General features: G+C 36.7%; 23 protein-coding genes. All 23 read left to right on the forward strand.

The window, feature by feature from the left end; genetic code table 11:
- Positions 1-69 precede the first annotated feature (69 nt).
- The 23 genes from DN410_RS15480 to DN410_RS15590 all read left to right on the forward strand — a co-directional run bounded on the left by DN410_RS15480 (position 70) and on the right by DN410_RS15590 (position 20819).
- Positions 70-444, forward strand: coding sequence for a winged helix-turn-helix transcriptional regulator (locus DN410_RS15480; RefSeq protein WP_001293546.1), 375 nt, complete (start codon positions 70-72; stop codon positions 442-444).
- A gap of 51 nt (positions 445-495) precedes the next feature.
- Complete coding sequence (gene hemW, locus DN410_RS15485; protein WP_149177164.1) at positions 496-1635, forward strand: radical SAM family heme chaperone HemW; 1140 nt, start codon at positions 496-498, stop codon at positions 1633-1635.
- 133 nt (positions 1636-1768) lie between these two features.
- A complete protein-coding gene (hrcA, locus tag DN410_RS15490; protein ID WP_149177165.1) occupies positions 1769-2785 on the forward strand; it encodes a heat-inducible transcriptional repressor HrcA in 1017 nt (338 codons plus the stop codon).
- A gap of 114 nt (positions 2786-2899) precedes the next feature.
- On the forward strand, positions 2900-3466 hold the full coding sequence (gene grpE / locus DN410_RS15495) for a nucleotide exchange factor GrpE (protein WP_149177166.1): 567 nt from the start codon (positions 2900-2902) through the stop codon (positions 3464-3466).
- 26 nt (positions 3467-3492) lie between these two features.
- Positions 3493-5319, forward strand: a complete 1827-nt coding sequence (gene dnaK, locus DN410_RS15500) for a chaperone protein DnaK (protein ID WP_149177167.1) — start codon at positions 3493-3495, stop codon at positions 5317-5319.
- Positions 5320-5523: 204 nt separating this feature from the next.
- Positions 5524-6627: a chaperone protein DnaJ gene (gene dnaJ / locus DN410_RS15505; RefSeq protein WP_149177168.1), complete on the forward strand. Its 1104-nt coding sequence runs from the start codon at positions 5524-5526 to the stop codon at positions 6625-6627.
- Between the two features lie 28 nt (positions 6628-6655).
- Positions 6656-7594, forward strand: coding sequence for a 50S ribosomal protein L11 methyltransferase (gene prmA, locus DN410_RS15510; RefSeq protein WP_088230881.1), 939 nt, complete (start codon positions 6656-6658; stop codon positions 7592-7594).
- A 144-nt stretch (positions 7595-7738) separates the two neighbouring features.
- The gene (locus tag DN410_RS15515; protein WP_149177169.1) at positions 7739-8488 is read left to right on the forward strand and encodes a 16S rRNA (uracil(1498)-N(3))-methyltransferase; all 750 of its coding nucleotides are present in this window, start codon (positions 7739-7741) and stop codon (positions 8486-8488) included.
- A gap of 6 nt (positions 8489-8494) precedes the next feature.
- Positions 8495-9847, forward strand: coding sequence for a tRNA (N(6)-L-threonylcarbamoyladenosine(37)-C(2))-methylthiotransferase MtaB (gene mtaB, locus DN410_RS15520; protein WP_149177170.1), 1353 nt, complete (start codon positions 8495-8497; stop codon positions 9845-9847).
- 374 nt (positions 9848-10221) lie between these two features.
- Positions 10222-10395, forward strand: coding sequence for a 30S ribosomal protein S21 (gene rpsU / locus DN410_RS15525; protein WP_000048061.1), 174 nt, complete (start codon positions 10222-10224; stop codon positions 10393-10395).
- Between the two features lie 15 nt (positions 10396-10410).
- Positions 10411-10854, forward strand: coding sequence for a GatB/YqeY domain-containing protein (locus DN410_RS15530; protein WP_149177171.1), 444 nt, complete (start codon positions 10411-10413; stop codon positions 10852-10854).
- 108 nt (positions 10855-10962) lie between these two features.
- On the forward strand, positions 10963-11256 hold the full coding sequence (gene yqfC / locus DN410_RS15535) for a sporulation protein YqfC (protein ID WP_000732263.1): 294 nt from the start codon (positions 10963-10965) through the stop codon (positions 11254-11256).
- A 175-nt stretch (positions 11257-11431) separates the two neighbouring features.
- Complete coding sequence (yqfD, locus tag DN410_RS15540) at positions 11432-12631, forward strand: sporulation protein YqfD (protein WP_149177172.1); 1200 nt, start codon at positions 11432-11434, stop codon at positions 12629-12631.
- A 3-nt stretch (positions 12632-12634) separates the two neighbouring features.
- Positions 12635-13594 (forward strand): PhoH family protein, encoded by a 960-nt coding sequence (locus DN410_RS15545; RefSeq protein WP_149177173.1) that lies wholly within the window; start codon positions 12635-12637, stop codon positions 13592-13594.
- A gap of 185 nt (positions 13595-13779) precedes the next feature.
- Positions 13780-15924 carry an HD family phosphohydrolase gene (locus DN410_RS15550; protein WP_149177174.1) on the forward strand — a complete coding sequence of 715 codons (2145 nt, stop codon included), beginning with the start codon at positions 13780-13782 and terminating at the stop codon, positions 15922-15924.
- The gene (ybeY, locus tag DN410_RS15555) at positions 15921-16391 is read left to right on the forward strand and encodes an rRNA maturation RNase YbeY (RefSeq protein WP_149177175.1); all 471 of its coding nucleotides are present in this window, start codon (positions 15921-15923) and stop codon (positions 16389-16391) included. Before DN410_RS15550 ends, ybeY begins: the two co-directional genes overlap by 4 nt.
- Positions 16388-16741, forward strand: a complete 354-nt coding sequence (locus tag DN410_RS15560) for a diacylglycerol kinase family protein (protein WP_149177176.1) — start codon at positions 16388-16390, stop codon at positions 16739-16741. Before ybeY ends, DN410_RS15560 begins: the two co-directional genes overlap by 4 nt.
- Positions 16742-16840: 99 nt before the next feature.
- A complete protein-coding gene (locus DN410_RS15565) occupies positions 16841-17239 on the forward strand; it encodes a cytidine deaminase (RefSeq protein ID WP_001086290.1) in 399 nt (132 codons plus the stop codon).
- Positions 17232-18137 carry a GTPase Era gene (gene era / locus DN410_RS15570; RefSeq protein ID WP_048531222.1) on the forward strand — a complete coding sequence of 302 codons (906 nt, stop codon included), beginning with the start codon at positions 17232-17234 and terminating at the stop codon, positions 18135-18137. The genes DN410_RS15565 and era overlap by 8 nt, the downstream gene beginning before the upstream one ends.
- A 176-nt stretch (positions 18138-18313) precedes the next feature.
- Positions 18314-18457, forward strand: coding sequence for a YqzL family protein (locus DN410_RS15575; protein ID WP_000883924.1), 144 nt, complete (start codon positions 18314-18316; stop codon positions 18455-18457).
- A gap of 33 nt (positions 18458-18490) precedes the next feature.
- Complete coding sequence (gene recO / locus DN410_RS15580; RefSeq protein WP_000487010.1) at positions 18491-19237, forward strand: DNA repair protein RecO; 747 nt, start codon at positions 18491-18493, stop codon at positions 19235-19237.
- A gap of 107 nt (positions 19238-19344) precedes the next feature.
- On the forward strand, positions 19345-19977 hold the full coding sequence (locus DN410_RS15585) for a transcriptional regulator CcpN (RefSeq protein WP_000583758.1): 633 nt from the start codon (positions 19345-19347) through the stop codon (positions 19975-19977).
- Positions 19978-20006: 29 nt separating this feature from the next.
- Positions 20007-20819 carry a pyruvate, water dikinase regulatory protein gene (locus DN410_RS15590; protein ID WP_149177177.1) on the forward strand — a complete coding sequence of 271 codons (813 nt, stop codon included), beginning with the start codon at positions 20007-20009 and terminating at the stop codon, positions 20817-20819.
- Positions 20820-20973: the final 154 nt, after the last annotated feature.

A 20973-nucleotide genomic window follows, 5' to 3' on the forward strand; every position in this document is an offset into this window, starting at 1 on the left:
GACATCTTAGCATCTCTCATTTACAATAGTGAGAGAGCTTTTAGTTCATACAGAGTTAGGAGATTGTTAATGTCCGAAAATATTCGAAAAGATATTCAAGAGAAAATACAAAATGGTAATTTTAATTGTGAAAAGGAATTGACGCTTTCTATTATTAGTGGAAAGTGGAAAGTTGTGATACTGTGGCATCTTGGTGTAGAAGGGCCTCATCGTTTCAGTGAATTGCAACGATTATTCCCAAGCATTTCTCATAAAGTTTTGTCGAATCAATTAAAAGAGTTAATGGAGGATGGGATTGTTGATCGAACAGTGTATCCTGAAATTCCTCCTCGCGTTGAGTATTATATGACGGAACTAGGCATGTCACTGTTACCAATCGTTGAAATGATGTATGATTGGGGAAAAATGCGAATGGAACAAATTCGTAATACGTTAGAGAAGTAAAGAATCCTCCGGAGTGCGGAGGTTTTCTTTTTAGAAAGGTAGGAGTTATATTTGGTGCAAGCTGCATATATTCATATTCCGTTTTGTCAGCACATTTGTCACTATTGTGATTTTAATAAAGTGTTTATTGAACGCCAACCGGTTGATCAATATTTAGAGTATTTAGAGAAGGAAATAATAAACACGGTTCAAAAAGTACCGTTTGATAGTATGAAAACGATTTTTGTTGGCGGGGGAACTCCGACAGCGTTAAATATGGAACAGACAAAAAAATTACTCGATATTATTAACCGTTGTTTACGTCCGTTTGCTCCGAATTGTGAACTAACATTTGAAGCGAATCCAGGTGATTTACCGAAAGAGAAGTTAAACGTATTGTTAGAAGGTGGAGTGAACAGAATTAGTTTTGGTGTACAAACGTTCCGTGATGAGCTGCTTGAGAAAATTGGGCGCAAGCATACGAGGGAAGATGCGTTTGTAGCAATTCGAGAAGCGCAGGAAGTGGGCTTCAAAAATATAAATGTAGATATTATCTATGCTTTGCCAGGACAGACGATAGAAGATGTAAAAGAAACATTAGACATTGCTTTTACGCTTGGTGTACAACATTTCTCGGCATATTCATTAATTGTGGAACCGAAAACTGTATTTTATAATTTAATGAATAAAGGGAAATTAAGACTTCCAGGTGAAGACCATGAAGCGAAAATGTACGAAATGGTAATGGATGAAATGGAGAAACATGGCTATATCCAGTATGAAATTAGTAATTTCTCAAAAGGTGATAATGAAAGTAGACATAACCTCACATACTGGAATAATGAAGAATATTATGGATTTGGAGCTGGAGCGCATAGTTATGTAAATGGAGAACGTATCCAAAATGTAGGGCCGCTCAAGCAATATTTCAATAAGATCGATGAAACCGGATTTCCATATTTAGATGTTCACGTGGTGACGGAGAAAGAAAAAATGGAAGAAGAGTTGTTCTTAGGGCTTCGAAAAACAAAAGGTGTATCTAAAATAGCATTTCAAAAGAAATTTAATATGGAGATGAATCAAGTTTTCGCGAAACAGTTGCAAAACAACCAAGAACAAGGATTGCTTGAAGAGAGCGATGGATATGTTCGTTTAACGCGAAAAGGAAAGTTATTAGGGAATGAAGTATTCCAATCATTTTTGATTGACTAATTAAATGCTCCATTAACGTGAAAAAGTTTCATTATTTCGTGACGTTTCCGTTGACAATTGAATGTCAATTTTGGTAAGTTATTAATAGATTTAGCACTCGAAGACAAAGAGTGCTAACAGAGGTGATGATGAGATGCTTACGGAACGTCAGCTCTTAATTTTACAAACAATTATTGATGACTTTATTGGATCAGCGCAACCTGTTGGGTCGAGGACGTTGGCTAAGAAAGATGAAATTACGTTTAGTTCAGCTACTATTCGAAATGAAATGGCTGATTTAGAGGAGCTAGGATTTATTGAGAAAACACACAGTTCTTCTGGACGTGTTCCTTCTGAGAAAGGATACCGATTTTATGTAGACCATCTTTTAGCGCCGCAAAACTTACCAAACGATGAAATTGTACAAATTAAAGATTTATTTGCTGAAAGAATTTTTGAAGCGGAAAAGATTGCACAGCAATCGGCTCAAATTTTATCAGAGCTTACAAATTATACGGCCATTGTTCTTGGACCGAAGTTAAGCACAAATAAACTTAAAAACGTACAAATTGTTCCGCTTGATCATCAAACTGCAGTCGCTATCATTGTAACGGATACAGGGCATGTACAAAGCAAAACGATTACCGTTCCGGAATCTGTTGATTTATCAGATTTAGAAAAAATGGTTAATATTTTAAATGAAAAGCTATCAGGCGTACCAATGTCAGAACTCCATAATAAAATCTTTAAGGAGATTGTTACGGTATTGCGTGGGTATGTTCATAATTACGATAGTGCAATAAAAATGTTAGATGGTACATTTCAAGTTCCTTTATCGGAAAAGATATACTTTGGAGGAAAAGCAAATATGCTTTCACAACCAGAGTTCCATGACATTCACAAAGTAAGATCCTTGCTGACGATGATTGATAACGAAGCTGAGTTTTATGATATTTTGCGTCATAAACAAGTAGGTATTCAAGTGAAAATTGGTAGGGAAAACTCTGCGACAGCCATGGAAGATTGTAGTTTAATTTCTGCAACATATTCGATTGGTGAAGAACAGCTTGGAACAATTGCTATTTTAGGTCCGACAAGAATGCAATACTCTCGGGTAATTAGTTTGTTACAGTTATTTACGAGACAATTTACAGATGGACTTAAAAAGTAAATGAGAGTAATACATTCGCTCAAGTGATGAACTTTTCATTGCTGTGTGTAATATATAATGCTTAGGTAATCATGCTATGCATGGTACCTAATACCTTTTAAGGAGGTGAATATTGTGGAAGAGCGTAACGAACAAGTGGTAGAAGAAGTAAAAGAAGCGCAAGTTGAAGAAGCTGTCACGCCAGAAAACAGTGAAGAAACTGTAGAAGCAAAAAGTGAGGCTGCTCTTTTACAAGAAAAAGTAGATGAGTTACAAGCGAAACTAACGGAAACGGAAGGTCGCACATTACGTCTACAAGCTGATTTTGAAAATTATAAGCGCCGTGTTCAAATGGATAAACAGGCTGCTGAAAAATATAGAGCACAAAGTCTAGTGTCAGATATTTTGCCAGCTCTTGATAATTTTGAAAGAGCAATGCAAGTGGAAGCAACTGATGAGCAAACGAAGTCCTTATTACAAGGTATGGAAATGGTGCATCGTCAATTGCTAGAAGCGCTGACTAAAGAAGGTGTTGAAGTGATTGAGGCTGTTGGAAAACAGTTTGATCCTAATGAGCACCAAGCTATTATGCAAGTGGAAGACAGTGAATTTGAATCAAACGCGGTTGTGGAGGAATTCCAAAAAGGTTATAAACTAAAAGATCGTGTGATTCGCCCATCAATGGTAAAAGTAAATCAATAATTTACATAAAAGTAGGAGGATTCGCCATGAGTAAAATTATCGGTATTGACTTAGGTACAACAAACTCTTGTGTAGCTGTTATGGAAGGTGGAGAACCAAAGGTTATCCCAAATCCAGAAGGAAACCGTACAACACCTTCTGTTGTAGCTTTCAAAAATGAAGAGCGTCAAGTTGGGGAAGTTGCAAAGCGTCAAGCAATTACAAACCCAAATACAATCATGTCTGTTAAACGTCATATGGGTACAGACTACAAAGTAGAAGTTGAAGGTAAAGATTATACACCTCAAGAAATTTCTGCAATCATTTTACAAAACCTAAAAGCTTCTGCTGAAGCATACTTAGGTGAAACAGTAACGAAAGCTGTTATTACAGTACCTGCATACTTCAACGATGCAGAACGTCAAGCAACAAAAGATGCTGGTCGTATCGCTGGTTTAGAAGTTGAGCGTATCATTAACGAACCAACAGCAGCAGCGCTTGCTTACGGTTTAGAAAAACAAGATGAAGAGCAAAAAATCTTAGTATATGACTTAGGTGGCGGTACATTTGACGTATCTATCCTTGAGTTAGCAGATGGAACATTCGAAGTTATTTCAACTGCTGGTGACAACCGTCTTGGTGGAGATGACTTTGACCAAGTTATTATTGACCACTTAGTGGCTGAGTTCAAAAAAGAAAATAACATTGATTTAAGCCAAGATAAAATGGCACTTCAACGTTTGAAAGATGCAGCTGAAAAAGCGAAAAAAGATCTTTCTGGCGTAACACAAACACAAATTTCATTACCATTCATTAGTGCTGGAGCTGCTGGTCCATTACACTTAGAATTAACATTAACAAGAGCGAAATTCGAAGAGCTTTCAGCAGGTCTTGTTGAAAGAACATTAGAGCCAACTCGTCGTGCATTAAAAGACGCTGGTTTTGCTCCAAGCGAATTAGATAAAGTTATCCTTGTTGGTGGATCTACTCGTATCCCAGCTGTACAAGAAGCTATTAAACGTGAAACTGGTAAAGAACCATATAAAGGTGTAAACCCTGATGAAGTTGTAGCATTAGGTGCTGCAGTTCAAGGTGGCGTACTTACTGGTGATGTAGAAGGCGTACTATTATTAGACGTAACTCCACTTTCTTTAGGTATTGAAACTATGGGTGGTGTGTTCACGAAATTAATCGAGCGTAACACTACAATTCCAACAAGTAAGTCACAAGTATTCTCTACAGCTGCTGACAACCAACCAGCTGTAGACATTCACGTATTACAAGGTGAGCGTCCAATGTCAGCTGACAACAAAACGCTAGGTCGTTTCCAATTAACAGACCTTCCACCAGCACCACGTGGTATTCCGCAAATCGAAGTAACATTCGATATTGATGCGAACGGTATCGTTAACGTACGTGCAAAAGATTTAGGAACAAGCAAAGAGCAAGCTATTACAATCCAATCTTCTTCAGGTCTTTCTGATGAAGAAGTAGATCGTATGGTACAAGAAGCAGAAGCAAATGCTGACGCTGACCAAAAACGTAAGGAAGAAGTTGAACTTCGTAACGAAGCTGATCAACTTGTATTCCAAACAGATAAAGTTGTAAAAGATTTAGAAGGTAAAGTAGATGCGGCTGAAGTAGCAAAAGCAACAGAAGCAAAAGAAGCATTACAAGCGGCAATCGAGAAAAACGAACTTGAAGAAATCCGTGCGAAAAAAGACGCTTTACAAGAAATCGTACAACAATTAAGTGTTAAATTATACGAGCAAGCTCAAGCAGCTGCAGGGCAAGCAGAAGGTGCACAAGACGCTGGTGCGAAGAAAGACAATGTAGTTGATGCTGAGTTTGAAGAAGTAAAAGAAGACAAGTAATTCAACTGTAAACATAATAAGTAAGATGACAAAAAGTCAAAGTCAAGCGTGCCTTGGCTTTGGCTTTTTTCATGAATGAGGAGAAATGTGTGAGGAGCTTAAGTTTTTTATTTTGCATACTGTAAGTGAGGAAACTTTGTTGCAAAGCACTTTCTTTCGGTGTTAAAATTACGTTTATGTGAAAGATTCGGGGGTTGCAAATTTATGAGTAAACGAGATTATTATGAGGTCCTTGGACTTAGCAAGGGCGCTTCAAAAGATGAAATTAAAAAAGCGTATCGTCGTTTGGCTAAAAAATACCATCCAGACGTAAGTAAAGAAGAGAATGCTATTGAAAAGTTTAAAGAAGTACAAGAAGCATATGAAGTATTAAGTGATGATCAAAAGCGTGCGCAGTACGATCAATTTGGTCATGCTGGTGCGAATCAAGGTTTCGGCGGCGGAGACTTCGGTGGTGGCTTCGGTTTTGAAGATATCTTTAGTTCGTTCTTTGGCGGAGGGGGCGGCAGACGTCGTGATCCAAATGCTCCGCGCCAAGGTGATGACTTACAATATCAAGTTACTTTAGAGTTTGAAGAAGCTATTTTTGGTAAAGAGCTAAATGTCGAGATTCCAGTAGAAGATCCATGTGATACTTGTAAAGGTAGTGGAGCAAAACCAGGAACTTCAAAAGAAACATGTAAACATTGTTCAGGATCAGGGCAAGTAAGTGTAGAACAAAATACACCGTTTGGTCGTATTGTGAACCGTCAGGCTTGTGGTCATTGTTCAGGAACTGGTCAAATGATTAAAGAAAAATGTACGACATGTCACGGTTCTGGTAAAGTGCGTAAACGTAAAAAAATTAACGTTAAAATTCCAGCGGGTATCGATAACGGTCAACAAATTCGTGTGACTGGAAAAGGTGAAGCGGGCGTAAATGGCGGACCAGCAGGAGATTTATATGTTGTTGTTCATGTAAGAAATCATGAATTCTTCGAGCGTGAAGGAGATCACATTATTTGCGAAATGCCATTAACATTTGCGCAAATGGCACTTGGTGCAGAAGTGGAAGTTCCTACTGTTCATGGTAAAGTGAAGCTGAAAATTCCAGCGGGAACACAAACAGGAACAGAATTCCGCTTAAAAGGAAAAGGAGCTCCGAACGTACGTGGTTACGGTCAAGGGGATCAATATGTAGTCGTTCGTGTTGTTGTACCAACGAAATTAACTTCACATCAAAAAGATTTATTACGTGAATTCGCAGGACAAGAAGAGCAGGATGATAGTTTATTCGGAAAGCTTAAACGTGCTTTCAAAGGGGAATAATGGAAATAAAAAATGGAGTTGGTAAATTGTGAAATGGTCAGAAATTAGTATTCATACAACAGAAGAAGCAGTAGAAGCTGTCTCTCATATTTTACATGAAGCTGGTGCTAGCGGAGTTGCGATTGAGGACCCAGCGGAATTGACGAAAGAACGCGAGCAACAATACGGTGAAATTTATGCATTGAATCCAGATGAGTATCCGGCAGAAGGTGTATTAATAAAAGCATACTTCCCGCAAACGGATTCTTTACATGAAACGATTGCAGGTGTAAAATCATCTATTGATGTGCTTCCATCTTACGACATCGAAATTGGTACTGGAAATATTACCGTAAACGAAGTCAATGAAGAAGATTGGGCTACTGCTTGGAAAAAATATTACCATCCAGTACAAATTTCTGATACATTCACAATTGTGCCAACGTGGGAAGAATATACACCGTCTTCTCCGGATGAAAAAATTATTGAATTAGATCCAGGTATGGCGTTTGGAACAGGAACGCATCCAACAACAACGATGTGTATTCGTGCTTTAGAAAAAACAGTTCAGCCAGGTGACACTATCATTGATGTAGGAACAGGTTCTGGTGTACTTAGTATTGCAGCAGCAAAATTAGGTGCGTCTGCTGTTCAAGCATATGATTTAGATCCAGTTGCAGTGGAAAGTGCAGAAATGAATGTGCGTTTAAACAAAACAGATGACATCGTGTCTGTTGGGCAAAATAGTCTTTTAGAGGGCATTGAAGGTCCTGTTGATTTAATCGTAGCTAATTTACTAGCAGAAATTATTCTTTTATTCCCTGAAGATGCAGCGCGAGTTGTGAAGTCAGGCGGATTATTTATTACATCGGGCATTATTGCTGCGAAAGAAAAAGTGATTTCTGAAGCATTAGAAAAAGCTGGATTTACAATTGAAGAAGTGTTACGAATGGAAGATTGGGTAGCAATTATTGCACGAAATGCGTAATATAGATTTTAGTTTATAATGAAAAGGGGAGTCTCTCACTATAAGGTGAGGGACTTGCCGTTTGTTATATGAAAAATGATAACGTTTCGTTCTTTTCGTAAGTGTTGGCTTACGAAAGGAACGAAACTCTACTAAGGTGATTATATGCAACGTTATTTTGTAGAAGAGAAATATGTAAATGAGACAAGTATTCGTATTGTAGGTGATGACGTCCATCATATCGCAAGAGTGATGCGTATGTCAGCTGGTGATCATATTTATTGCTGTGTAAACGGAAAAACAGCAGTATGTTCAATTGATGAAATTACCAGTGAATTTATTAATACAGCTATTGTAGAATGGGTAGAGGCGTCAAGTGAACTTCCTGTTTTCGTGACGATTGCAAGTGGACTGCCAAAAGGAGACAAGTTAGAGTTAATTTTTCAAAAAGGAACTGAGCTTGGGGCAGCTGCATTCTTACCATTTCAAGCATCTCGTTCTATCGTAAAATGGGATGCAAAAAAAGCTGATAAAAAAGTTGAGCGTTTGAAAAAAATTGTGAAAGAAGCTGCGGAACAGTCGCATAGAAGTGAAGTTCCAGAAGTACATGCTCCGGCATCGTTTAAGCAATTGCTTTCAATGAGTAATGAGTATGATGTTTGTCTTGTTGCCTATGAAGAGGAAGCAAAGCAAGGTGAGAAATCCAATTTTGCGAAAGCTTTAACGACGATGAAACCAGGCCAAAAACTATTAATTGTATTTGGACCAGAAGGTGGCTTAGCGGATGAAGAAATTGCTATGCTTCGTGAACATAAATTTGTACCATGTAGTTTAGGACCGAGAATTTTAAGAACAGAGACAGCGCCGCTATATGCGCTAAGTGCTGCTTCGTATCATTTTGAATTGATGGGGTGATGATCAATGTCAACTGTTGCGTTCCATACGTTAGGTTGTAAAGTAAACCACTATGAAACAGAAGCCATTTGGCAATTGTTTAAACAAGGTGGTTATGAAAGAACTGAATATGAAAAGAAAGCTGATGTATATGTTATTAACACATGTACAGTAACGAATACTGGAGACAAGAAAAGCCGTCAAGTAATTAGACGTGCTGTGCGTCAAAATCCGGATGCGGTTATTTGTGTAACAGGATGTTACGCACAAACATCTCCAGCGGAAATTATGGCGATTCCAGGTGTAGATATTGTAGTTGGTACACAAGATCGTGAAAAAATGTTAGGTTACATCGAAGAGTTCCGCCAAGAGCGTCAACCAATTAATGCTGTCCGCAACATTATGAAAACACGTGTATACGAAGAACTTGATGTACCTTATTTCACGGATCGTACACGTGCGTCTTTAAAAATACAAGAGGGTTGCAATAACTTCTGTACATTCTGTATCATTCCTTGGGCGCGTGGTTTAATGCGTTCTCGTGATGGAAAAGAAGTTATTAAACAAGCGCAGCAATTAGTAGATGCAGGCTATAAAGAAATCGTATTAACAGGTATTCATACAGGTGGATACGGTGAAGATATTAAAGATTATAATTTAGCTGGATTACTTCGTGATATGGAAGCGGAAGTAGGCGGATTAAAACGTCTTCGTATTTCTTCTATTGAAGCGAGTCAAATATCAGATGAAGTAATTGAAGTGTTAGATAAGTCTGAAGTAGTTGTACGCCATTTACACATTCCATTGCAATCAGGATCTAATACTGTATTAAAACGTATGCGTCGTAAGTATACGATGGAATTTTTCCAAGAGCGTTTAGATCGTTTGAAAGAAGCATTACCAGGTCTTGCGATTACATCAGACGTAATCGTTGGTTTCCCAGGTGAAACAGAAGAAGAGTTTATGGAAACATATAATTTCATTAAAGAGAATCGCTTCTCAGAGTTACACGTGTTCCCTTATTCAAAACGTACAGGAACACCTGCAGCACGTATGGAAGATCAAGTACCTGAAGATGTGAAGAACGATCGTGTCCATCGTTTAATTGAATTATCTAATCAATTAGCGAAAGAGTATGCGTCAGAATTTGAAGGTGAAGTGCTTGAAATTATTCCGGAAGAGCAATTTAAAGAGGGCGACCGTGAAGGTTTATATGTAGGCTATACAGATAACTACTTGAAAATTGTATTTGAAGGATCAGAAGACTTAATTGGTAAGCTAGTGAAAGTGAAAATTACGAAAGCTGGTTATCCATATAACGAAGCGCAATTTGTTCGTGTTCTTGAAGATGATGTCAAAAAAGAATCAGCAAGCGCATAAAGTGAAACTTTAATCAGTGGGCGGCGTACTGCCCGGAAAATAGTGGGATAAAAAGCATGCAAATGGAGACAGTTTGCATGCTTCTTTTTTTTTGAAAAAGTTAAATGTTTACAAGATGAGTTTGTTAAGTGAATAGTTTTTTAGTGAATTCTTGTATTAAAAACGATGTAATGATAAAAATATGGTTGTCTTCAAGGGAAAAGAATAACGGCTATTTTAAAAAGGAAGGGCATCTATTCTTCTTTTATTCTGTCAAATAGTTGACCTGAAGTGATAAAATGTATTATAATCGTAAAAGACATGCTGAAGAAGTGTTTCTTTTTGCATGCTGAAGTTAGTATGTAAGTGTGATGTTTCGGAGGGAGGGAAAGAGAATGTCAAAAACAGTCGTTCGTAAAAACGAGTCTTTGGAGGATGCACTTCGCCGTTTTAAAAGATCGGTTTCTAAAACTGGTACACTTGCTGAAGCAAGAAAGCGCGAGTTTTATGAAAAACCAAGTGTAAAACGTAAGAAGAAATCTGAAGCGGCAAGAAAGCGTAAATTCTAAGAGAGGGTGTAAGTTATGAGTCTTCTCGGTCGTTTAAACGATGATATGAAACAAGCGATGAAGAATAAACAAAAAGAAAAATTAACCGTTATTCGTATGGTTAAGGCTGCTTTACAAAATGAAAGCATTAAACTGCAACATACTCTTACTGATGAAGAGGAATTAACAGTTTTAGCTCGTGAAGTAAAACAGTATAAGGACTCCCTCCTTGAATTTAAAAAAGCTGGTCGTGAAGACCTTGTTGATAAACTGCAAAGTGAAATTCAGATTTTAAGCACATATTTGCCGGAGCAATTAACGGAAGAAGAATTAGCGAATGTAATTAAGCAAGTTATTTCTGAAGTTGGTGCTACATCTAAAGCAGATATGGGTAAAGTGATGACTGCTGTTATGCCGAAAGTAAAAGGTAAAACAGACGGATCACTAGTGAATAAGCTGGTTATCCAGCTATTAGCATAAAAAAACGTCTCATTTCGTATGAGACGTTTTTTTATGCTTTTTTTCAGTTTGGACGTGATATTGCAAGCTCTTTTTTCATACATATGGGATGAGAGGAGGTCTTTTGAGATGAAAAAATTAGAACAAATGAAGAATTGGTTAACGAAGCAAATAGACCTGCCAGTGGATGTGCTAATGGATCTACCTCGGATTACGCTTGTTGGGCAAGTGCATATCTATATAGAAAATCATCGAGGTTTATTAGTATTTTCAGATAAAGAAGTGAGATTGTTGTTAAAGCATGGTCAGTTATTAATTAAGGGAAAATCCTTTGTTATTAAAACAATCCTTCCAGAAGAACTTTTGCTTGAAGGGATAATTGAACAAGTGACTTTTTTAGAAAACGAAAAGAAAGAAGAGTGAGGGAAACTTCCGTATGTGAAGTTTTTCTTCTTATTCTTGTGAGTCGACTTTCCTATTCAGTTTATTGTTTTATGTAGGGGCGGTAAAATTCTTTATTTCATTTTCGTACGAGCTATTTTTTTAATTAACGTGAAAAGTAGTGTGTCTACTTTTGGAAAGGTAGTGAAGGTAGTAGATGAAAAACAAATGGTTTATAAAGTGGCTTGGATATGTGAAAGTACGAATTGAAGGTAGAGGAGCGGAACGGTTCGTTAACGAATGTGTGCGTAGAAAATTATTAGTTTGGGATGTTAGGAAGATTGCTGATGAAACGTTAGTCTTTTGTATGTTATTACGAGATGTGAAAAAAATAAAACCAATTTATAGAAAAAATGAATGTAAATTATACTTTATTGGACGTTACGGTTTTCCTTTTTGGAATAAGCGTTTAATTAAAAATAGTGGATTTTTAATTGGGTTTCTAATTTTCTTTTTTGGTATGATTGCATTATCAAATATGGTTTGGAAAATTGAAATTACAGGGGCGAAACCTGAAACAGAATATATATTGATGAAAGAATTGGACAAAATGGGTATTAAAAAAGGGAAATTACAGTTTCAAATGCCTAGTGTAGAAGATGTGCAACGTCATTTGACAGATAATATTAATGCAATTACATGGGCAGGGTTAGAAATAAGAGGAACGACATACCATTTTAAAATTGTTGAAAAAAATGAGCCGAAAAAAGAAAAAGAACAACAAGCACAAAATTTAGTGGCAAAAAAAGAAGCGATTGTTACAAAAACGTTTGTTGAAGTTGGAAAACCAGTCGTCCTGAAAAATGATCATGTAGAAAAGGGACAGCTTCTTGTATCGGGAATATATGGTAATGAAGAGAATCCGAAGATTGTTTCAGCGAAAGGTATTGTATATGGAGAAACGTGGTACACATCTCAGGTGAATGTCCCGTTAAAGACGCAATTTCAAGTATATACAGGTAATGCATATAATGAATATTTTCTTAAATTTGGGAGTGCGAAAATAAAAATATGGGGATTTCAACATGATAAGTATAAACGTTCTCGTACGGAAAATGTAAAACATGATGTGAAATTATTTGGTTTTACATTACCGATTGCATACGAAAAAGATGTAGTGCGAGAAGAGGAAGAGGCGAATCGAGAATATACAGAAAAACAAGCGATGAAAGTAGCGAAAGAGATGGCAGAAAAAGAACTAAAGAAAAAATTGGATGAACATGCTATGATTGTAAGTGATAAGATTTTGAGTAAAGAGGTTGAGGCGGATCAACTAAAAGTTACATTGCATTATACGGTAATCGAAAATATTGCAGAGCCACAACCAATATCTGAATCCGATATTCAAGGAGACTGAGTAATGGCAGAACAATTAGTAGAAATGAACCAACAACTGGAAAATTCTAACGAAGCAATCGCTCTTTTTGGAGTAAATGATGCTCATTTAAAAGTAATTGAAAGAGAACTTAATGTATCGATTGTAACTAGAGGAGAAACTGTTCATGTATCTGGAGCAGATGAAACTGTGACGCTCGTAGAAAAAATCTTACAGCAATTACTTGTTGTGATCCGTAAAGGAGTATCAATTACGGAAAGAGATGTCGCATATGCGATCCAGCTCGCGCAACAAGGGAAAATTGCTCAATTTGAAGAGTTATATGAAGAAGAAATCTTTAAAACTGCAAAAGGGAAATCGATTCGTGTAAAAACGATGGGGCAAAGACGATATATTCATGCAATGAAGAAGAATGATATTGTATTTGGGATAGGACCTGCTGGAACTGGTAAAACATACTTAGCTGTAGTAATGGCTGTTAGAGCTTTAAAGCAAGGGTATGTAAAGAAAATTATTTTAACGAGACCTGCTGTAGAAGCTGGGGAGAGCTTAGGTTTTTTACCAGGGGATTTAAAAGAGAAGGTAGATCCGTATTTACGTCCATTGTATGATGCACTACACGACATTCTTGGACAAGAATATACGCAACGTATGATGGAGCGTGGAGTAATTGAAATCGCACCTCTTGCTTATATGAGAGGGCGTACGCTCGATGATTCATTTGTTATTTTAGATGAAGCACAAAATACAACGGGTGCCCAAATAAAAATGTTTTTAACAAGATTAGGTTTTAGTTCTAAAATGGTTATTACGGGAGACCCTTCACAAGTAGACTTGCCAAAAGGGGTAAAATCAGGACTTTCTCTTGCTTCTAACATTTTATCTGGTGTATCAGGGCTTTCATTCATTACATTAGAACAAACGGACGTTGTAAGGCATCCACTGGTGCAACGTATTATTGAGGCATATGATAAAATGGAATGATCCTATTTGTCAGGATCATTTCTTTTTGTATGATAAGGTTGGCGAATGGCCAATTTTTTACTATCATGAAAGAAGAAGAAAATAAGCGATAGATGACGTGTTAGTTCGAAAGCGTCGTTGGCTACAAGAAATGAAAGCTATAAATAGTTTCACTTTATTTCTGGAGAGGAGAAGGTATTGAAATCATGTCAAGATCTCAAGAAATTTCTAAGTGGTTTCGTAATTTACAACATTCGAAAAAACTAAGTTGGATTTCTTACGTTGTATTAGGAGCGGTGCTGTTTTTTGCACTTATGAATAATGTAAAACCGGAGCAATTAGATGTTGAAATATATTCTATTGCGAAAAAGACAATCCATTCTCCTATAAAAATTGAAGATAAAGTTACAACAGACAAAAAGAAAAAAGAAGCGGCTACAAAAGTTGAAGATCAATATACATATAAAAGTGAGTACAAACAAAATAAAGTGGATATTGTGAATGACGTCTTTGCAAAAGTAGATGAAGTGGTGCAAGAGATAAAAGCTATTGGACCAGATGAACAAAAGAAGATAACTGATCCTGAGAAAGTGGACAAGCTGAAAAAGAAATTACCTGTTGAATTAACGAAGGAGTTATCTGATTCAAATTTACTGAACTTGATTAATGCGGATCCGAGCCAGTTAGTATTAGCGAAAGATGCAGCGGTTACAGCTATTAATAGTATTATGAGCGGGCATATTAAAATGGACGAATTGAAGGATGCGAAAGATCGATATGTAAGTGAGATGAATAGTGTTAATGTCGATAATGGTTTAAAGGAATCTATTAAGGCATTAGGGAAGTATGCGATCTCAGCGAACTATTTTTATGATCCGACTTTAACAAAAGAGAAGAGAAAAGCGGAGGAAGACTTAGTTCCGCCCGTTTATATTCTTCAAGGACAAGTTCTTGTTAGAGAAGGTGAAACGATTTCAAGTGATATGTATAATCAGTTGAAATTAGTTGGCTTGTTAGAGAAAGGTAATAGCTTTCAACCTTATGTTGGTTTAGTGGTACTAATCGGTGTGCTACTATACTTTATGCATAAGCAATTTGAAGTGTTTTTACAGAGGAAACGAGAAGATAGACCGTACATTTTAGCGTATATTACGATTTTGTCTATCACGATTGTTTTAATGAAGATCATTAGTTTATTTCAAAAGCTTGAATATGCAGGAATCGCATATGTTGTTCCAGTTGCGATGGGGACAATACTTGTAAAACTAATGATTGGTGATCGGTTTGTATTTTTAACAAGTATGATTTTTTCTGTGTGCGGAAGCATTATGTTTAATGAAGGAGTAACAAGTACACTGAATTATAGTGTAGGTATTTATGTGTTATTAAGTTCTTTATCAGTGAGTATTTTCTTGAGAGAGAAAAATCGTCGTACGATGATTTTGCAAGCTGGTATACTCGTTTCTGTATTAAATGTGGTCGTATTGGCGGCGCTATTATTATTACGTAATGGGAATTTTTCACCTCTTGAAATTGGTACGCAATTATTAATGGCATCCCTTTCAGGAATTATCTCTTCAGTTCTTGCGATGGGAATTTTACCATATTTAGAGAGTGGGCTTGGAATTGTATCAAGTATGAAGCTGATGGAGCTATCCAGTCCGAATCATCCACTTTTGCGTAAAATTTTGTTAGAAGCGCCAGGGACATATCACCATAGTGTAATGGTAGCGAACTTGTCTGAATCGGCTTGTGAAGCAGTTGGAGCAAATGGTGTATTAGCCCGCGTAGGGGCATATTATCATGATGTAGGGAAAACAGTGCAACCACGGTTCTTTATTGAAAATCAGATGGGAATTGAAAACCCGCATGATAAATTAGATCCTGTAACGAGTAAAGATATTATCATTGCTCATGTAACGGATGGGGTGAAGATGCTCGAAGAATACCATATTCCGCAAGAAATTATTGATATTGCGGGACAGCATCATGGTACAACGTTACTTAAATATTTTTATTATAAAGCGATTAAAGAAGATAAAGAAAAATATACAGAAGAGATGTTCCGTTATCCAGGATCAAAAGCAACTTCTAAAGAGTCGGCAATTGTTGGTATAGCTGATAGCGTAGAGGCTGCGGTACGTTCCATGAATCACCCTACGCCAGATCAAATTAATAATTTAGTGCAAAGTATTATTAAAGATCGTCTGCAAGATGGCCAATTTAGTGAATGTGATTTGACATTTAAGGAACTACAAATCGTTGGAAAAACGTTATGTGAAACGTTAAATGGTATTTTCCATTCGCGTATTACATATCCGGAACCACCGGAAGAAAAGGAGAAAGAATGAGTTTATTAATCGATTTTATTGATGAAACAGAAGAAGTGAAAGAGGAATATGTGAATTTAATTCGTCAGATATTAGAAAAAGCGGCTCAAATGGAAGAAATAGAGGATGGCACGGAGTTATCAGTGACATTTGTAGATAACGAACGCATTCGTGAGATTAATCGTGATTATCGAGATAAAGATCAGCCTACTGATGTCATTTCCTTTGCAATGGAAGAATTGGGAGAAGGAGAAATGGAAATTGTAGGTGCAGAAATGCCACGCATGCTAGGTGATCTTATTATTTCTATTCCGAGAGCGAAAGAACAAGCGGAAGAGTATGGACATTCTTTTGATCGTGAACTTGGCTTTTTAGCATTACATGGCTTTTTACATTTGCTTGGTTATGACCACATGACAGAAGAGGATGAAAAAGAAATGTTTGGAAGACAAAAAGAAATTTTAGAAGCATTTGGATTGGGACGATGAAAAAAGGAAAACTTATAGATAGTTTTGGATATGCTATAGCTGGTATATTCTTTTGTCTTCGTCAGGAACGAAATATGAAAATTCATTATTTAGCCGCAGTCATTGTTATATGCTGCGGCTTTTATTTCCATATTACGAAAATAGAATGGATAGTATTACTTATTGTAATAGGAATTGTAATGAGTTTAGAAATGGTAAATACGGCTGTGGAAAAAACAGTAGATTTAGCGACTACCGATATTCATCCGTTTGCAAAAATTGCAAAGGATGTTGCAGCGGGAGCGGTTTTATTGTTTGCAATAATAGCTGTTATAATTGGTGCTATTATCTTTTTACCGTATATGGTATAGTTGCATTCCAAAGCTTTTCTTAAGCCTTGGGAGCGCCATAAAGGCCTGTAATGAAAGAATGTATCTATTCACAGCTGTGAACAGGAAGGATGCGGGAATATGAATAGTAAACAATTAATTCAAGAAGCAATCGAAGCGCGTAAACAAGCGTACGTACCATATTCAAAATTTCAAGTAGGTGCAGCATTATTAACACACGATGGAAAAGTATATCGTGGATGTAATGTTGAGAATGCGTCATATGGCTTATGTAACTGTGCAGAAAGAACAGCTTTATTTAAGGCAGTTTCTGAAGGAGATAAAGAGTTTGTAGCTATTGCGATTGTAGCAGATACAAAGCGTCCAGTACCTCCTTGTGGAGCATGTCGACAAGTTATGGTAGAATTATGTAAACAGGATACGAAAGTATACCTATCAAATTTACATGGTGACGTTCAAGAGACGACAGTTGGAGAATTGTTACCAGGAGCATTTTTAGCGGAGGATTTACATGAATAGAAAAGGTTATAAATCAGGTTTTGTCTCTATTATTGGCAGACCGAATGTTGGAAAATCTACATTTTTAAACCGTATTATCGGCCAAAAAATTGCTATTATGAGTGACAAGCCACAAACGACTCGTAATAAAATTCAAGGCGTATATACAGAAAATGATTCACAAGTAATTTTCATTGATACACCAGGAATACATAAACCTAAACATAAACTAGGTGACTTCATGGTGAAGATGGCTCAAACGACATTAAAAGAAGTTGATATTGTTCTGTTTATGGTTAATGCAGTTGAAGGATTTGGTCGTGGTGAGGAATTCATCATTGAGAAATTAAAAGAAACGAAACAACCAGTATTTTTAGTAATTAATAAAATTGACCAACTTCATCCAGAGCAATTATTAGAGTTAATTGATCAATACCGTAAACTACATGAGTTTGCAGAGATTGTACCAATTTCTGCATTAGACGGTAATAATGTGGACGCTTTAATTGGAACAATTAAAAAGTATTTACCAGAAGGGCCACAATACTATCCAGATAATCAAGTAACGGATCATCCAGAGAGATTTATTATTGCAGAGCTTATTCGTGAGAAAGTACTACATTTAACACGTGAAGAAGTGCCGCATTCTGTGGCTGTTGTAATCGATGCGATTCAAAAGCGTGAGGGCGGTGCAGTTTATATAAATGCAACGATTGTTGTTGAACGTCCATCGCAAAAAGGAATCATCATCGGAAAACAAGGGAAGATGTTAAAAGAAGTCGGTAAGCGCGCTCGTTTCGATATTGAAGCGCTACTTGGTTCTAAAGTATTTTTAGAAGTATGGGTAAAAGTGCAAAAAGATTGGCGTAACAAGATGTCACAGCTTCGTGACCTTGGTTTCCGTGAAGACGAGTACTAAAATAGAGTGAGGCTATAATCAGTGGATGGTTTGTTCGTCCGCTGATTATTGGTTTTTATGAACTTTAATAAATTAGGAAAAATTTTTCTCACATGAAAATGGACAAAATGGGTCAATTTAATAACAACAAAGGAAATTGGTTTATAGGCTACGCTTATTGAGAAAGGTGGATTCTTATGCTAGATTTTACCTGGAAGTTTTTCTCCAAAACAGGAAGCATTGAAACGTACTTGCTTTTGAAAGAGATGGAAAAAGACGTAAACGATGAGATGGATCAACATGAAGAGGAGCTAGCGCATCTAGACTCTCCAATTTCTTGACCCGTTTTGTTCAAACCTTGGATGGTGACGAACATGTTTCAAAAAGTTGAGGGCATCGTTATCCGTACGACAGATTACGGAGAAACGAACAAGATTGTTACAATATTCTCAAGAGAATTGGGTAAGGTAAGTGCAATGGCAAGAGGGGCGAAAAAACCGAAAAGCCGGTTAGCATCTGTTTCGCAACTTATGACACATGGTCATTTTCTTATTCAAATGGGATCTGGACTTGGAACTTTGCAACAAGGCGAGATTATTTCAACTATGAAAGAAATTCGCGAGGATATATTTTTAACTGCTTATGCATCATTTATTGTTGAGTTAACTGATAAAGCAACAGAAGATAAAAAACATAATCCATATTTATTTGAAATGTTATATCAAACGTTGCATTATATGTGTGAGGGTGTTGATCCAGAAGTATTATCATTAATTTATCAAACGAAAATGCTTCCGGTATTAGGGATGCGCCCGTACTTTGATACATGTGCGATTTGTCATCAAGAAACAGATTTTGTCGCCTTCTCTGTTAGGGAGGGCGGTTTTCTGTGCTCACGTCATGCTGAGCAAGATCAGTATCGTATACCAGTGGGAGAAGCCGTTCATAAATTATTGCGCCTTTTCTACCACTTCGATTTACATAGACTTGGTAATGTATCAGTGAAGGATAGCACAAAAAAACAAATGCGTTTAGTATTGAATACATATTATGATGAATATTGCGGGATTTATTTGAAATCAAGACGTTTTTTAGAGCAACTTGATAAGTTTCAAATATAATTTTGGGCCGTATACGGTCCTTTTTACATACTTTCTTTTTCGAATAGCATATTTAGTATATAATATTTAAGAGATAGTATAACTTTTTTCGTTGTGCATTAAAGGTGGTGATTATCATAGAGCTGAATAAACGGCAAGAACATATCATTCAGATTGTAAAAGATCACGGTCCTATTACAGGGGAATCAATTGCAGCGCAATTGGGTTTAACACGTGCAACGCTAAGACCAGACTTAGCAATTTTAACGATGGCTGGTTATTTAGAAGCGCGTCCGCGCGTAGGCTATTTTTATACGGGTAAAACTGGGGGGCAGCTATTATCTGAAGCTGTTAAGAAAATTAAAGTACAAGATTACCAATCTAGACCGGTTGTAATTGATAAAAATGTTTCTGTATACGATGCAATTTGTACAATGTTTTTAGAGGATGTTGGTACATTATTCGTTGTAGATCAATCGACTCTATTAGTTGGTGTTGTATCTCGTAAAGATTTATTAAGAGCTAGCTTAGGGAAGCAGGATTTAACCTCTCTTCCGGTTAATATTATCATGACAAGGATGCCAAACATTGCGATGTGTCGCAGGGAGGATTCTTTATATGATATTGCGATGGAATTAATAGAAAGACAGATTGATGCGATGCCAGTTGTAAAAGATACGAAGCAAGGACTAGAAGTAATTGGACGAATTACAAAAACAAATATTACACGTGCGTTTGTAAACTTAGTAAATAACGAGTAAGTGTAATTTGTTTAAAGTGAGGTAATGTAATGGATAATAAAATCGTATATGTCGTATCTGACTCTGTGGGAGAAACGGCGGATTTAGTTGTTCGAGCAGCAATGGGGCAGTTCCCATTTGCTCCTGATATTAGACGTGTACCGTATGTAGAAGATACAGGGACATTAAAAGAAGTGATTTCAATTGCTAAGAGCAATCAAGCGATTATTTGTTTTACGTTAGTGAAGCCTGAAATGCGTCAGTATTTAGTAGCAGAGGCTGCAAAAGAAGGTGTAGAGGCGTACGATATTATCGGACCTCTAATCGATCAAATTGAAAAAATTACAGGGCAAGTGCCGAGATATGAGCCAGGTGTTGTTCGTAGATTAGATGAAGAATACTTTAAAAAGATTGAAGCAATTGAATTTGCCGTGAAGTACGATGATGGTAGAGATGCACGTGGTATTTTAAAAGCTGATATCGTATTAATTGGAATTTCACGTACGTCGAAAACGCCACTTTCACAATATTTAGCGCATAACAAACGTTTAAAAGTTGCCAATGTACCACTTGTACCGGAAGTGGATCCGCCTGAGGAATTATATCAAGTGGCAAAAGAAAAATGTTTCGGTTTGAAAATTACGCCAGATAAGTTGAATCATATTCGAAAAGAGCGATTAAAGTCACTTGGATTAAGTGACGGAGCGACATATGCAAACATTAATCGTATTAAAGAAGAAATTGATCACTTTGAGAATGTAGTTAGCAAAATAAATTGTCAAGTAATTGATGTATCGAATAAAGCGATTGAAGAAACAGCAAATATTATTGTGAATGCAGTGCAGAACCAAAAAATGTTTTAGCACATTTACCAAAGGTGAATGTGCTTTTTTCGCTCGCGAGAAATGTGATACTTGTTATCTTCGTAATAGATTATGGCAGAGTGGTTATACTTATATTCTTCTGCTTTTTTATTATGTTAAAGATAGGGTTTCGTTATCCTGAAATGTCAGATGA

Origin of the sequence: Bacillus sp. SH5-2 (assembly GCF_008368905.1) — a bacterium.
GTDB classification, from domain to species: Bacteria; Bacillota; Bacilli; order Bacillales; family Bacillaceae_G; genus Bacillus_A; species Bacillus_A luti.